This window comes from Virgisporangium aliadipatigenens (assembly GCF_016863615.1).
GTDB lineage: Bacteria > Actinomycetota > Actinomycetes > Mycobacteriales > Micromonosporaceae > Virgisporangium > Virgisporangium aliadipatigenens.
On record NZ_BOPF01000056.1, the window covers coordinates 14829 to 27974 of the forward strand.

Here is a 13146-nt window from a genome sequence, read left to right on the forward strand (position 1 = left end):
GTGTGACGGACGCCCCGTTGGTCATCGACCTCGGCGTAATGGATCGTGACGCGGAGTACGAGCCCGAGGAGGGCCCGCCTCGCCGACCCGAGCCGGTCATGATGCTGCTCCTGCTGGTGGGCATCTGCGTGATCATGCTCGGCTCGGCGACCCCGCCGCCGGTGCCGCCGCGGCTCATGCTCTCCGTGCCGCGGGTCGGCGACGCGCCGCGGCTGGCCGGGGAGCAGATCATCGCCCAGGTCGACCGCGACGACGGCATCGCGATCACCTCGTACGGTTCCGGCGACGGGGCCGTGCACTGGGAGTACAAGCCGGCCGTCCGGTCGGCCATCTTCCCGGTGGGGCCGATGGTGCTGCTGTCGCCGCAGGCCTGCCGGGGCATGCAGACGTTCCGGACCGAGGGCGTCGACGCCGCGACCGGGCTCGGCCGCTGGACCCTCCCGGGCGCGCCCGTCTGGCAGGTCGCCGAGAGCGACCTGGTGGTGTTCAAGCGGCCGGTGAACGGCTGCACCGAGGCCACCGTCGGCTTCGACCCGATCCCCAACGCCGAGTTCGTCTGGTCCGGCGTCGACCCCGTGAACGGCACCACCGCCTGGGCGATGACGGTGCCCGACGGCGCCACGCTCTCCGCCGGGATCGACCCCGCCGGCCGCGCCTCCTGGCTCGCCGTGAACGTCAACGGCACCATCCGCGCCTACGACCTGCGCACCGGGGCCGAGACCGGCAGCCTCACCCTCGGCGACGATCCGCGCAGCAGCCCGCTGATGCGGGTGTTCGCCGCCGGCACCAAGCTCCTCGTCGCCGAGCGCAACGGCTCCCGGCTCGCCTTCCGCGGCTACTCGGCGCCGGCGCTCACGCTCGACTGGGAATCGGTCGTGTCGCCGCCGCCCAAGTTCCTCCGCCCCGACCTGGACAGCTTCCTCAGCCGCCGCTGCGGGCCGGTGATCTGCGTCGGGCCGCCGAGCATGACGATCGGCCTGGACCCCGCGTCCGGCGCGGAACGGTGGCGGGTCAGCGGGCGTTCCTGGCGGATCGGCCCGAACTACGGCCTGTTCGTGGTCTCCGCCGCCGACGACGGCCCGCCCATGCTGCGCGTGCACAACCTGACCACCGGCGCGCTCAAGCTCGAGCTGCCGGCGTCCGAACTCGTCGGGCGGATGGGCACCGAGATCCTGCTGCGTTCCGCGGCGGCCCCCGGTGGGCGGCTGTGGCGCCTGGACCTGTCGACCGGCGTGCTGCGGCCGCTGGTCGCGCTGCCCGGCTGGTACTCCGAATGCGACGTCGGCGGGCGTATCCTCATCTGCCGCACCGCCTCCAGCGACCTGGAGGTGTGGCGCCTTCCCGCGGACGCGAAGGAACGTACGGGGTGACCGCCACACTGATCGACCTCGACCGGCCGGAGCCGCCCGAAGAGCCCCGGCCGCTGCCGCGCTGGGCCAGCCGCCGGGTGCTCCGCCGGGCCCTGCTGCTCCTGCCGCTCCTGCTCGTGCTGCCGCTGGCCGCCTCGGGCCCACCGGTGCCGCCGCGCTACGGGCCGCCGATCGTCGTCCCGTTGGAGGTGAGCGCCGACTTCGTGGTGACGCCCGGCGGCATCTTCTTCACGGATCCCGGTGGGGCGGCGGTGCGCGCCGTGGCGTTCGACGGAAGGACACGCTGGCGCACGACGGTCCCGGCGTCCTACCGGATCCTCGGCGTGACCCCGGAGCTGGTCCTGCTGACGACCCAGACGCCGCCCTCGCGGTATCTCGTCCTCGACGCGGCGACCGGTGCGGTCCGCTGGCGGCACGAAGGCCGCGTGGCCTCGATCGGCGAACGGGTGGCCGTCTTCAGCTCCGACGAGTCCGACTTCGACTCGACCAACTACAGCGGCCACCTGGTCGCCCGGCGCTGGAGCGACGGCGCCGAACTGTGGCGTTTCGAGGGCGACCCCCGGCAGGTCTTCAGCGTCCTCGGGTGGGACCGGCCGAGCGGACTGATCCTCGCCGACGGGGACAGCGCCGAGTTCGTCGAACCGGAGACCGGCACCCGCGTGCCGCTCGCCAACTGGCCCGGCTCCGGCGTGAGCCGAACGGTGGAAATGGCCTTCCTGCTGCACGGCATCCTCGTCGCCGTCGAGACCCGGGGCCGCGCCGCCTCGGCGTACGGCTACGACCCGCGGACCGGTAGTCCACTGTGGACAGTTGCGATCGACTGGAACAACAACGCGTACGTCGGCCTCTGCGGCCCGCACGTCTGCCTGCCCGACGAGGGCGGCAGCACGCTGGCCGTCGATCCGCGCACCGGCGAGGTGGTCGTCCGCTACCCGTTCGGCCTGGTCGGCAGCGGCCCGCCCGGGCGCCTCCTCGCCGAGGTCGCCAGCCGGACCGGGCGCACCGGCACCATCCTCCTCGACGCCGCCACCGCGCAGGTCATCCGCAGCCTCGACGGGTGGGCGTGGTTGGGCCCGCGCAACGCCGACGTCGTGCCCATCTTCCGGACGGTCCTGATGGAGACGCAGGTCGCGCTCATGAGCACCGCCGACGGGCGGCTCTTCTCCCTCGGCCCGCACCGGGCGGAGTCGCCCTGCGACGCCACCGGCATGCACCTCGTCTGCCGGGCACGCGGCGGCGGACTGCTGATCTGGCGGTACGCGACCGCACTACCGCCGCCCACGAGGTAGAGCGTCGACAGGACACAATGTCGTCCATGCGGGTACTCGTGGTCGAGGACGAACGCAACCTGGCCGACGCCATCGGACGCGGCCTCCGCCGGCACGGCATGGCGGTCGACGTCTCCTACGACGGTGCCGAGGGGCACGAGATGGCCATGGTGACGCGCTATGACGTGGTGATCCTGGACCGGGACCTGCCCGGGGTGCACGGCGACGACATCTGCGCCGACCTCGTCGGCTCGGGCGCGCTCACCAGGGTTCTCATGCTCACCGCCAGCAGCAGCGTCGCCGAACGCGTCGAGGGCCTCCAGCTCGGCGCCGACGACTACCTGTCCAAGCCGTTCGCGTTCGACGAGCTCGTGGCGCGCGTGCAGGCCCTCGGCCGCCGCGCCACCCCGGCCGCCCCGCCGGTGCTCACCGTCGGTGACCTCGTGCTCGACCAGGCCCGGCGCACCGTGGCCCGCAGCGGACGGCCGCTCGACCTGACGCGCAAGGAGTTCGGGCTGCTGGAGGAGCTGCTCAAGGCGCGCGGCGCCGTCGTCTCCAGCGAGGAACTGCTCGAACGGGTCTGGGACGCCAACGCCGACCCGTTCACCACCACGGTGCGGGTCACGATGATGACGCTGCGCCGCAAGCTCGGCGAACCGGCGCTGATCGAAACCGTCGTCGGAGCCGGCTACCGGCTGCGCGGCGCGGTCACGTGACCGTCTACACGCCGCACGAGGGGCGGTTCAAGCTCACGCTCCGGCTGCGCATGGCGGCGCTCGCCGGCGCGCTGCTGCTGGTCGTCGGTGCGGTGCTCGTGCTGTTCGCGTGGCTGCTCGTCACCGACGAACGGATCCTCGTCTACGGGGCCGTCGCGCTCGTGGCCGTGGCCGCGACCGGCGTCGCCGGCGGATACCTGATCGCCAGCCACTCGCTGCGGCCGCTGCGCCGGGTCACCGCGACCGCGCAGCGCCTCTCCGGCGACTCGCTGGACGCGCGGATGAACTACTCGGGGCCGGACGACGAGGTTGCCGAGCTGGCGGCGACGTTCGACGCGATGCTGGACCGGATCGCGGTGGCGTTCGACTCGCAGAAGCGGTTCGTCGCGAACGCCTCGCACGAGCTGCGCACCCCGCTGGCCGTCATGCGCACCGAGATCGACGTGACGCTCAGCGACCCGGACGCCGACCTGACCGAGTACAAGCGCATGGCGGGCGTGGTCCGCGACGCGTCGACCCGCGCCAACGCGCTCATCGAGGGGCTGTTGCTGCTGGCGCGCACCGAGGCGCAGGCCGGACGCCGGCTGACCCGCAAGGCACACGCCGATCTTGCGGCCGGGGTCGCGGCGGCGCTGTCGGCGGTTCAGCCGGAGATCCGCCGCATCGGCATCGAGGTCGAGTCCGATCTCCGTCCGGCTCCGGTCGTCGGGGACGCCGCCCTGCTCGACCGTCTCGCCGGCAATCTCATCGAGAACGCCGTGCGCTACAACAGCCTCGGCGGCCGCCTGTGGGTGCGCACCGGCTGCGACGCGGCACACGCGTGGCTGGTCGTCGGCAACACCGGCTTCGAGGTGCCGCCGGGCGACGTGCCGGCGATGTTCGAGCCGTTCCGGCGCGGCGGCCGCGAACGCACCGGTGCCCGCGGCTCCGGCCTGGGCCTGTCGATCGTGCGCGCGGTCTGCGACGCGCACGGCGGGACGGTCGGCGCGGAGGCGCGCGAGGAGGGCGGCCTGGAGGTCACCGTGCGCCTCCCACTGGCGGCGTTAACGCCCGTCCTTACCGGGACCGCCACGGTCCCGCGACGCTGAGCCTCCGTCGATCTTGCAGTTGTGGCTGGGACGCGGCGGGGCAAAGGCGGGCAGGCCGCAACTGCAAGATCGACGTTAGTTGAGGCCGTTCTGCCGGGGCTTGGTCATCACGTGCTGGACGAGCTGGATGAGCACGTCCCGCACCGAGATGCGTTCGCGCGCGTCGCAGAGCAGCACCGGCACGCCGGCATCCAGGTCGAGGGCGTCGCGCACCGCGTCCGCGGTGTAGCGGCGTGCGCCGTCGAAGCAGTTCACCGCGACCAGGAACGGCGTGCCCCGGCGCTCGAAGTAGTCCACCGACGGGAAGCACTCGATCAGCCGTCCGGTGTCGGCCAGCACGACGGCGCCGAGCGCACCCAGCGCCAGTTCGTCCCAGAGGAACCAGAACCTGTCCTGCCCGGGCGTCCCGAACAGATACACGATGATCTCTTCGTTGATCGTGATGCGGCCGAAGTCCATGGCGACCGTGGTCGTGGACTTGTCGTCCAGCCCGTCGAGGTTGTCGATGCCGATGCCGGCGTCGGTCAGCACCTCCTCGGTCTGCAACGGCCGGATCTCGCTGATCGAGCTGACCAGGGTCGTCTTGCCGACACCGAAGCCACCGGCGATCAGGATTTTGATGCCGTGCGGAACCACCGTGGAGCCGGAACGCTCAGAGCGAGCGGAGCCCATTGATCACCGCCTCCAGGACGTTCTCGGCCGGACGGGTCGCGCCGTCCGGTTCGTGTACCACGATCAGTTCGTCCGCCAGCAGGTCGCTGAGCAGGACGCGGACCACACCGAGCGGAAGGTCCACATGAGCGGCGACCTCGGCGACCGAGACCGGCTCGACGGCACGTTCGAGCAACCGCCGGTGCTCGGGCTGCAGGTGCCCGCCGCCGTGCCGCCCGGTCGCCACGACGAACGCGACGACGTCGAACTGCCGGGCGTGTTTCGTACGGCCGCCGATCACGGCGTACGGCCGGACCACCGGACCCGCCTCGTCGTCCAGCCACTCGTGGCCGGGATCGCTTTCGTCACGCACGTCGAATCACTCTCTACGGAGGTCCCGCCTCAGGAATCGGTCCTGGGCGGCGCCGTCAGGTACTGCCCGACGCGCGTGACCAGCATCGCCATCTCGTAGGCCACCACTCCGATGTCGCAGCCGGTCTCGGTCAACACGGCCAGGCAGGCGCCCTGCCCGGCGGCCGTCACGAACAGGAACTTCGACTCCATCTCCACGATCGTCTGGCGCACCGGCCCGCCCTTGAAGTGCCGGCCGGTGCCGCGGGCGAGGCTCTGGAACCCGGACGAGACGGCCGCCAGGTGCTCCGCGTCCTCGCGGCTCAGCCCTCGGGAGGTCGCCATCAGCAGCCCGTCCGCCGAGAGCACGATCGACTGCTGGATCGGCGGCACCCGGTCCACGAGATCGTCCAGTAACCAGGCGAGATTCGCCGTGCGGCTGGTCGTGTTCGTCATTGGTGGTCCCCTTCGGCGTCGCCGGTGGATGCGGGTGGGTCGGAGGGCACGATTCCGCCGGCCTCGCGCCGTCCCCGGGCCAGGCCGGCCTGCAGGGCGGACATCATGGCGAGCACCTCGGCGGGCGAACGGGTCGTCGGCTCGTCGTCCGCCTCGGACTCCCCGGAGAGGGAGGTCAACGGCGGGGGCGGGCCGTCCCGCAGCTGCGGGGGAAGGTTTTCCTGCCGGCGGCGGCGGGGGAGCAGCCCGTCGTCGTCGGACTCGGCCTCGACGGCGGTCCCCGCCTCGGCGGGCGCGGGGTCGACGACGGTCGCTCCGTCCCCGGCGGCGGCCTCGACCGGCGCGCTTGTCGGCGCGCTCGCCGGCGCCGAAACCGGCGCGCCTGCCGGCGTCGAAGCCGGGGCCGAAACGGGCGCCGAGGCCGCGGTGGGAGTCGGGGCCGACGCCGCGGTGCGAGCCGGGGCCGCGGGTGGACCGGTCGGGATCGAGGCCGGCGTGGGAGCCGAGCGGCGCCGCGACGGCAGCGGCGGCAGGTCGATGTCGGGCAGCGGCGCCGGCGCCGACGCCGGGTCCACCGCGCCGGAAGGCAACGTTCCCGGCAAGAGCGTCCCCATCGGCTCCGCCGACCCGGGCACCCGCTTCCCGTCCCGCGCGCTCGCGGTGGGAGAAGCGAAGCCCGTGGGAGAAGCGCCCCCGGTGGGAGAAGAGACCGCCGTGGGAGAAGAAACGCCCGTGGGAGAAGCGGCGACGCCCGTGGGCGACACCGCCGCGTCCACCGGCAGCCCGTCCACGATCGGCGGCAGATCGGTCAGCGTGATCTCGTTGGCCACCAGGTCGATCGCGCTGCGTTCGTCGAGCGGCGTGCGGGATGCCGGGACGCGGCCGTCCACAGTGGACGGTCCACCGTTCGGTGCCGGGTCCGGCGCGCGGTCGGCGGAGGGGAGTTCGCGGCGCGGGGTGCCGCCGATGAGGTCCGGCGGGATGAGCACGATCGCGGTGACCCCGCCGTACGGCGACGGGCGCAGGGTCACCCGGATGCCGTGCCGGCCGGCGAGGATGCCGACGACGAGCAGCCCGAGGCGGGCGGAGTTCGACGGGTCGAACTCGGGAACGCCGGCCAGCCGCTGATTGGCGTCGTCGATCGCCTCCGCCGCCATGCCGAGCCCGCGGTCCTCGATCTCGATCGCCAGGCCGTTGGGCACCAGATCCCCACCGACCTGCACCTTTGTGTGCGGCGGCGAGAACGAGGTGGCGTTCTCTATCAACTCGGCGAGGAGATGGATGACGTCGGCGACGGCCCGGCCCGCGACGGACGTCTCCGGCACCGCGACCGTGACGCGCGCGTAGTCCTCGACCTCGGAGACCGCGCCGCGCACCACGTCGACCAGCGGGACGGGGTGCCGCCAGCCGCGCCCGGGTGCCGCACCGGCGAGGATCACCAGGTCCTCGGCGTGGCGCCGCATCCGCGTCGCGAGATGGTCGATCCGGAACAGGTCCTCCAGCTCGTGCGGGTCGGCGGCGCGCCGTTCCATCTTGTCGAGCAGGGTCAGCTGGCGGTGCAGCAGCGTCTGGCTGCGCCGGGCGATGTTGAGGAAGACGTTGCTCAGGCCGGCGCGCAGCCGGGCCTCCTGCACGGCCGACTCGACGGCGGTGCGCTGCACCCGGTTGAACGCCGCCCCGACCGCGCCGATCTCGTCCGAGCCGAGGTCCAGCGGCGGGGATTCCGCGGCGACGTCGACCGTCTCTCCGGCGCGCAGCCGGGCGACGACCGAGGGGAGCCGTTCCTGGGCGAGCGTCTCGGCGGAGCCGCGCAGGCCGGTGAGGCGCCGCACCAGCGAGCGGCCGACCCGCACCGACACGATGACGGAGATGGTGATCGCGAGGAGGCCGAGCAGGGCCGCGCCGGCGAGCCGCAGCAGCACGGCGATGCCCGCCGGGGTGGCGCGTTCGACGACGCTCTCGCCGGCCGCGAACTCCGCCCGGCGCAGTTCCTGCGCCACCTGACCGAAGGTGTCCGCCCAGCCCGCGGCCACGTCCGCCGGTACCGGTCCGCCGACCCTGGCCTCGTTCAGGAGCTTGTCCTCGAACGCCTTCAGCTGCTTGCCCGCGTCGCTCGCGAAGATCTTCTGGAAGGCCGGCCGGGAGGACCGGTGCACCTCGGGCAGGACCTCCGCGTAGAGGAACCGCTGGGCGCCCACGGCCTGTGCCCACTGCGCCGGTTCACCCGCCTGGAACTTCCCCGCGACGAGGATGCCGGCGAGCAGCGCGTCCTCCTGGTGGAGCAGTTCGCGGGCGCGGCTGAGCTGCACGGAGGTGCGGGCGTCGCGGCTGACCTCCCGTTCGGTGGCGCTCGGCAGCGCGGCGAACAGCCGGTACGCGGCGTCGATCGACTGGGTCTGCGCCTTCATCGCGGCGCCCCGGTCGATCTGCCCGCCGTCGATCTGCTCCCGCGCGGCGACGAACGTGACCGTGGCGTCGAGCAGCCCCTTCACCGCGGGCTTCAGCAGCGCGTCCGCGTCGGCGAGGGTGTCGCTGCCGGCCTTGGCGCGGAAGTCGGCGATGGCCCGGTCGGTGGCGGTGCGCGCCTCGGTGAGCTTGCGGGCGTCGTTGCGGTTGCCGGCGAGGTATGCCTGGGAGAGCCGCCGCTCCTCCTGCATCTTGACGACCATCGCTTCGGCGGGCTTGCCCGCATCCTGGTACACGCTGTTCGCGTTGAGCAGGTCGAGCGCGGAACCGGCGGCGAGCGTGGTCGCGAAGATCCACAGCGCCACGAGCGAGACGAACGGCGGGACCAGCAGGACGGCGATGTTCCGGCGGATCGAGCGGCTGCGGTTCCTCATCCAGACCTCGGTTTCGGACTATCGGCGTCATCGACGTCCGTCGGTCGGCTCCCCGGCTAGCCCCGACGTTCCCCGGGGCATATTACGGACGCGAGGCTCACTCGTCACGACCTGCTCAGTGACCTTATGCGGTGCACAAGTCGCCCACGTCCGCCCAAAAACGAAGATCCAGCCCTGCGGCCGCAGGACTGGATCTTCGGGCTGAGAGGCGGGTGTCAGGCGCGGGGGAGCGGGGCGCCGACGCTCGCCATGAACGTCAACGGGTCGACCGCGTTCTCCGGACTGGTGGGCGGCGCGTTGACGTGCACCTCGAAGTGCAGGTGCGGGAACGACGAACTGCCCGACGTGCCGATCAGCCCGATGACGTCGCCCGCCTTCACCTTCTGCCCGACCTTGATCATTTCCGGCCGGCGCAGCATGTGGCAGTACAGCGTGGCGATCTTCCCGGGGTGGCCGATCTTCACGTACCAGCCGCACCCCTTGGACTTGGGTGTGCCGTCGACGTCGCAGCTGCCGCCCGGCTGGATGTTGCAGACGATCTCCAGGACGGTCCCCGCGGCGGCGGCGCGGATGGGCGTTCCCTTGAACGACATCAGGTCGACGCCCTGGTGGTTCGGCCGCTGGGGAGTGCGCCAGCCGCCCTGGACGGCGAAGCCCGGCAGCGGATGGGTCCAGGTGCCCGGCGGGCGGCCCGGGGTGGTGGCGCACTCGGGCAGCGAGCCGGCGCGGCGGACGTAGGCGTCGGAGACGTAGGTGCCGTCGCGCATCCGGTCCCACTTGTTGGTCGTGCGCACGGTGCCGGTGGCGGTCTCGCCGTCGACCTGGCAGTCGAGCGCCAGCGCGGTGCCGTTGGTCAGGCTGTCCACCTTGGGGTACCAGCGCGCGGGGCCGGTGCGGACGTTCAGGTTGGTGCTCTCGGTGACCACCGTGGCGGAGAGCGCCCCGGCCGAGGTGGCCGGCAGCACCGCGAAACTGGTCGACAGCGCTCCGGCCAGTAGATATGCGGCAAGACGCGAGCGTCCCATCGTTTCCCCCCGTTAGACGATCAGAGGGAAGCGTAGGACGTTTCATGAGTAAATATCGCGAAACGGACTAAAAGCGAGGCGGCCTCCCATTGTGCGGGGAGGCCGCCGTCGAGGTGGAACTCAGTGGAAGGTGGAGTACCCCTTCTGGTCCAGGTACGGCGTGATGCCGCCCAGGTGGAACGGCCAGCCCGCACCGAGGATCAGGCACAGGTCGATGTCCTTGGCCTCGGCGACCACGCCCTCGTCCAGCATCAGCCGGATCTCCTGCGCCATGGCCTCCAGGCCGTTGCGCAGCAGTTCCTCGCCGGTGAGCGGGGCGTCGCCGACCTGCAGCAGCGCCACGACGTCCGGGTCGATCGCGCCGTCGGCGTCGTAGAAGCCGGTCTTCCCCTCGGCGACGATGCGCGCGAGGTTGGCGCTGACGCCGAAGCGGTCCGGGAACGCCTCGTGCAGGGTCTCCGCCACGTGCAGCCCCACGGCGGGACCCACGAGCTGCAGCAGCGCCAGCGGCCGCATCGGCAGGCCCAGCGGGTCGAACGCCGAATCGGCCACCTCGACGGGCGTTCCCGCGTCGATGGCCCGGAAGACCTCGCCCTGGAAGCGCGTCAGCAGCCGGTTGACCACGAACGCCGGCGCGTCCTTGACCAGCACCGACGACTTCTTCAGCGCCTTGCCCACCGCGAACGCCGTCGCCAGCGTGGCGTCGTCGGTCCGCGTCCCGCGCACGATCTCCAGCAGCGGCAGCACGGCCACCGGGTTGAAGAAGTGGAAGCCCACCACCCGCTCCGGGTGGGCCAGCTCCGCCGCCATGGCCGTGACGGACAGCGACGACGTGTTGGTCGCCAGAACGCAGTCCTCCCGGACGATCTTCTCCAGCTCGGCCCAGACCTGCTTCTTCACGTCGAGGTTCTCGAAGACGGCCTCGATGACGAAGTCGGCGTCGGCGAAGGCGGACTTGTCCACCGAGCCGCTCACCAGCCCGCGCAGCTTGGCGGCCTTGCCCTCGGAGAGGCGCCCCTTCTGGACCGACTTCTCGATCTCGGCGAGCACGTAGGCGACGCCCTTGTCCACCCGCGTCTGGTCGAGGTCGGTCAGCACGACCGGCACCTCCAGCCGCCGCGCGAACAGCAGCGCGAGCTGCGAGGCCATCAGCCCTGCCCCGACGATGCCGACCTTGGTCACCGGCCGCGCGAGCGCCGAGCTCGGCGCGCCGACCGGCCGCTTGGCCCGCCGCTGCACCAGGTCGAAGGCGTACAGGCCGTTGCGCAGTTCGGGCGTGCGGATCAGGTCGGCGATCGCCTGCTGCTCGGCCTTCGCCCCTTCTTCGAAGGGGGCGTCCTTGGCCAGGGCCAACAGGTCGAGGGCGCGGTAGGCCGCCGGGACCGCACCGTGCAGTCGCTGGTCCAGCGTCTGCCGGGCGAACGCGATCACGCCGTCCCACATCGACGTGTCGGCCTCGTTGCGGCTGACCGCCGTCTCGCCGCGCACCACCGAGGCGGCCCATTCGAGGGAACGTTCCACGAAGTCGGCCGGCTCGAAGAGGGCGTCGGAGATGCCCAGCTCGTGTGCGTCCTTCGGCTTGAGCATCTTGTTCTGCATGAGCGGGTTCTGCACGATGACCTGCGCCGCGCCCATGATGCCGATCAGGCGGGGCAGGAGCTGCGTGCCGCCCCAGCCGGGGACCAGGCCCAGCGACACCTCCGGCAGTGCCAGCGCGGCCGCGCCGGTGGAGAGCGTGCGGTAGTGGCAGTGCAGCGACAGTTCGAGGCCGCCGCCCATGGCCGCCCCGTTGACGAACGCGAACGTCGGCACGCTCGACGTGCGCAGCCGCCCGAACACCTCGTGCCCGCGCCGCGCGGCCTCCAGGGGATCGCCGCCCTTGCCCATGGCCGTCACGTCGGCGCCGACGCTGAAGATGAACGGCTTGCCGGTCACCGCCACGAACGACGGTGCCGCCGCGAACGCCTCGGTCAGCGCCGCGTCGAGGCTGGCCAGGCCGCCGGCGCCGAACGTGTTCGGCTTGGTGTGGTCGAGCCCGTTGTCCAGGGTGATGAGTGCCGCCGGCCGGTCCAGCCCGGGCACGCTCACGAACCGGAGCAGCGCCTTGGTGACGATCTCGTCGCTCACTTGCCACCCTCCCAGTTGGGGTTCTCCCAGATGACCGTGCCGCCCATGCCGATGCCGATACACATGGCGGTCAGGCCGTACCGCACGTCCGGCCGCTCGGCGAACTGCCGGGACAGCTGCGTCATCAGCCGCACACCGGAACTGGCGAGCGGGTGGCCGACCGCGATGGCCCCGCCCCACTGGTTCACCCGCGGGTCGTCGTCGGCGATGCCGAAGTGGTCGAGGAACGCCAGCACCTGCACCGCGAACGCCTCGTTCAGCTCGAACAGGCCGATGTCGGCGATGGACAGCCCGGCGATGCGCAGCGCCTTCTCGGTCGACGGGATCGGCCCGACGCCCATGATCTCCGGCTCCACGCCGACGAACCCGTAGCTGACCAGGCGCATGCCGACCGGCAGCCCCAGCTCGCGGGCCACGTCCTCGGCGGCGAGCACGCAGGCGGTCGCCCCGTCGTTGAGCCCGGCGGCGTTGCCGGCGGTGACCCGCCCGTGCGGCCGGAACGGCGTCTTCAGCGACGCGAGCTTCTCCAGGGAGGTGTCCCGCGGCGCCTCGTCCTTGACGGCCAGCCCCCAGCCGGCCTCCGGGTCGCGCGTGGCGACCGTGACCAGGTCGGGCTGCAGCTTGCCGGCCTCGTACGCGGCGGCGGTCTTCTGCTGGGAGGCGAGCCCGTAGGCGTCGGCCCGCTCCTTGGTGATCCTCGGGTACCGGTCGTGCAGATTTTCCGCGGTGGAGCCCATGACCAGCGCCGACGGGTCGACGATCCGCTCGGCGAGGAACCGCGGGTTGGGGTCGACGCCCTCACCCATCGGGTGGCGGCCCATGTGCTCGACGCCGCCGGCGATCGCCACGTCGTAGGCGCCCATCGCGATGCCGCCGGAGACCGTCGTGACGGCGGTCATCGCACCGGCGCACATCCGGTCGATCGCGTACCCGGGAACGGTCTTCGGCAGGCCCGCGAGCAGTGCCGCGGTGCGGCCGATGGTCAGGCCCTGGTCGCCGATCTGGGTCGTGGCGGCGACGGCCACCTCGTCGACCCGTTCCGGCGGCAGCTGCGGGTTGCGGCGCAGCAGTTCGCGGATGCAGCGCACGACCAGGTCGTCGGCGCGGGTGTTGGCGTACATGCCGCCGGCTTTGCCGAACGGCGTGCGGACGCCGTCGACAAAGACGACATCCCGGACGGAACGGGGCACGGAAGCCTCCTTGGGCGGTTACGGGCTCCGTCCAAGGTTACTCGCCAGTAAGAAGTTGCGGGTT

The 13146-nt window shown here is 72.3% G+C and carries 11 protein-coding genes; 4 read left to right on the forward strand and 7 right to left on the reverse strand.

What is annotated here, in order from left to right; all coding sequences use genetic code 11:
- Window positions 1-2: 2 nt before the first annotated feature.
- From Val02_RS43630 to Val02_RS43645, 4 genes are read left to right on the forward strand one after another with little or no spacing between them, the layout of a single operon-like run.
- Entirely contained in the window at window positions 3-1370 is a 1368-nt protein-coding gene (locus tag Val02_RS43630) for an outer membrane protein assembly factor BamB family protein (protein WP_203905253.1), read from the forward strand.
- Window positions 1367-2659, forward strand: a complete 1293-nt coding sequence (locus Val02_RS43635; RefSeq protein ID WP_203905254.1) for an outer membrane protein assembly factor BamB family protein — start codon at window positions 1367-1369, stop codon at window positions 2657-2659. The genes Val02_RS43630 and Val02_RS43635 overlap by 4 nt, the downstream gene beginning before the upstream one ends.
- Window positions 2660-2685: 26 nt before the next feature.
- The gene (locus Val02_RS43640) at window positions 2686-3354 is read left to right on the forward strand and encodes a response regulator transcription factor (RefSeq protein WP_203905255.1); all 669 of its coding nucleotides are present in this window, start codon (window positions 2686-2688) and stop codon (window positions 3352-3354) included.
- A gap of 50 nt (window positions 3355-3404) precedes the next feature.
- The gene (locus Val02_RS43645) at window positions 3405-4442 is read left to right on the forward strand and encodes a sensor histidine kinase (protein WP_203905283.1); all 1038 of its coding nucleotides are present in this window, start codon (window positions 3405-3407) and stop codon (window positions 4440-4442) included.
- A gap of 75 nt (window positions 4443-4517) precedes the next feature.
- On the opposite strand, the gene Val02_RS43650 is transcribed toward Val02_RS43645, so the two are convergent.
- From Val02_RS43650 to Val02_RS43680, 7 genes are all read right to left on the reverse strand, one after another.
- The gene (locus Val02_RS43650) at window positions 4518-5114 is read right to left on the reverse strand and encodes a GTP-binding protein (protein ID WP_203905256.1); all 597 of its coding nucleotides are present in this window, start codon (window positions 5112-5114) and stop codon (window positions 4518-4520) included.
- Window positions 5095-5466, reverse strand: a complete 372-nt coding sequence (locus Val02_RS43655) for a DUF742 domain-containing protein (RefSeq protein WP_203905257.1) — start codon at window positions 5464-5466, stop codon at window positions 5095-5097. The genes Val02_RS43650 and Val02_RS43655 overlap by 20 nt, the downstream gene beginning before the upstream one ends.
- 29 nt (window positions 5467-5495) lie before the next feature.
- Complete coding sequence (locus Val02_RS43660; protein ID WP_203905258.1) at window positions 5496-5900, reverse strand: roadblock/LC7 domain-containing protein; 405 nt, start codon at window positions 5898-5900, stop codon at window positions 5496-5498.
- Window positions 5897-8740: a sensor histidine kinase gene (locus tag Val02_RS48495; RefSeq protein WP_203905259.1), complete on the reverse strand. Its 2844-nt coding sequence runs from the start codon at window positions 8738-8740 to the stop codon at window positions 5897-5899. The genes Val02_RS43660 and Val02_RS48495 overlap by 4 nt, the downstream gene beginning before the upstream one ends.
- A 215-nt stretch (window positions 8741-8955) precedes the next feature.
- Window positions 8956-9765 carry a M23 family metallopeptidase gene (locus tag Val02_RS43670; protein ID WP_203905260.1) on the reverse strand — a complete coding sequence of 270 codons (810 nt, stop codon included), beginning with the start codon at window positions 9763-9765 and terminating at the stop codon, window positions 8956-8958.
- A gap of 120 nt (window positions 9766-9885) precedes the next feature.
- Complete coding sequence (locus tag Val02_RS43675) at window positions 9886-11892, reverse strand: 3-hydroxyacyl-CoA dehydrogenase NAD-binding domain-containing protein (RefSeq protein ID WP_203905261.1); 2007 nt, start codon at window positions 11890-11892, stop codon at window positions 9886-9888.
- Entirely contained in the window at window positions 11889-13082 is a 1194-nt protein-coding gene (locus tag Val02_RS43680) for a thiolase family protein (RefSeq protein ID WP_203905262.1), read from the reverse strand. Before Val02_RS43680 ends, Val02_RS43675 begins: the two co-directional genes overlap by 4 nt.
- Window positions 13083-13146 lie beyond the last annotated feature (64 nt).

Excerpts from the sequence above, each read along its gene's own strand:
- Val02_RS43640 (WP_203905255.1), top strand. The coding sequence starts at position 2,686 with ATGCGGGTACTCGTGGTCGAGGACGAACGCAACCTGGCCGACGCCATC.
- Val02_RS43645 (WP_203905283.1), top strand. The coding sequence starts at position 3,405 with ATGGCGGCGCTCGCCGGCGCGCTGCTGCTGGTCGTCGGTGCGGTGCTC.
- Val02_RS43650 (WP_203905256.1), bottom strand. The coding sequence starts at position 5,114 with ATGGGCTCCGCTCGCTCTGAGCGTTCCGGCTCCACGGTGGTTCCGCAC.
- Val02_RS43660 (WP_203905258.1), bottom strand. The coding sequence starts at position 5,900 with ATGACGAACACGACCAGCCGCACGGCGAATCTCGCCTGGTTACTGGAC.
- Val02_RS48495 (WP_203905259.1), bottom strand. The coding sequence starts at position 8,740 with ATGAGGAACCGCAGCCGCTCGATCCGCCGGAACATCGCCGTCCTGCTG.
- Val02_RS43670 (WP_203905260.1), bottom strand. The coding sequence starts at position 9,765 with ATGGGACGCTCGCGTCTTGCCGCATATCTACTGGCCGGAGCGCTGTCG.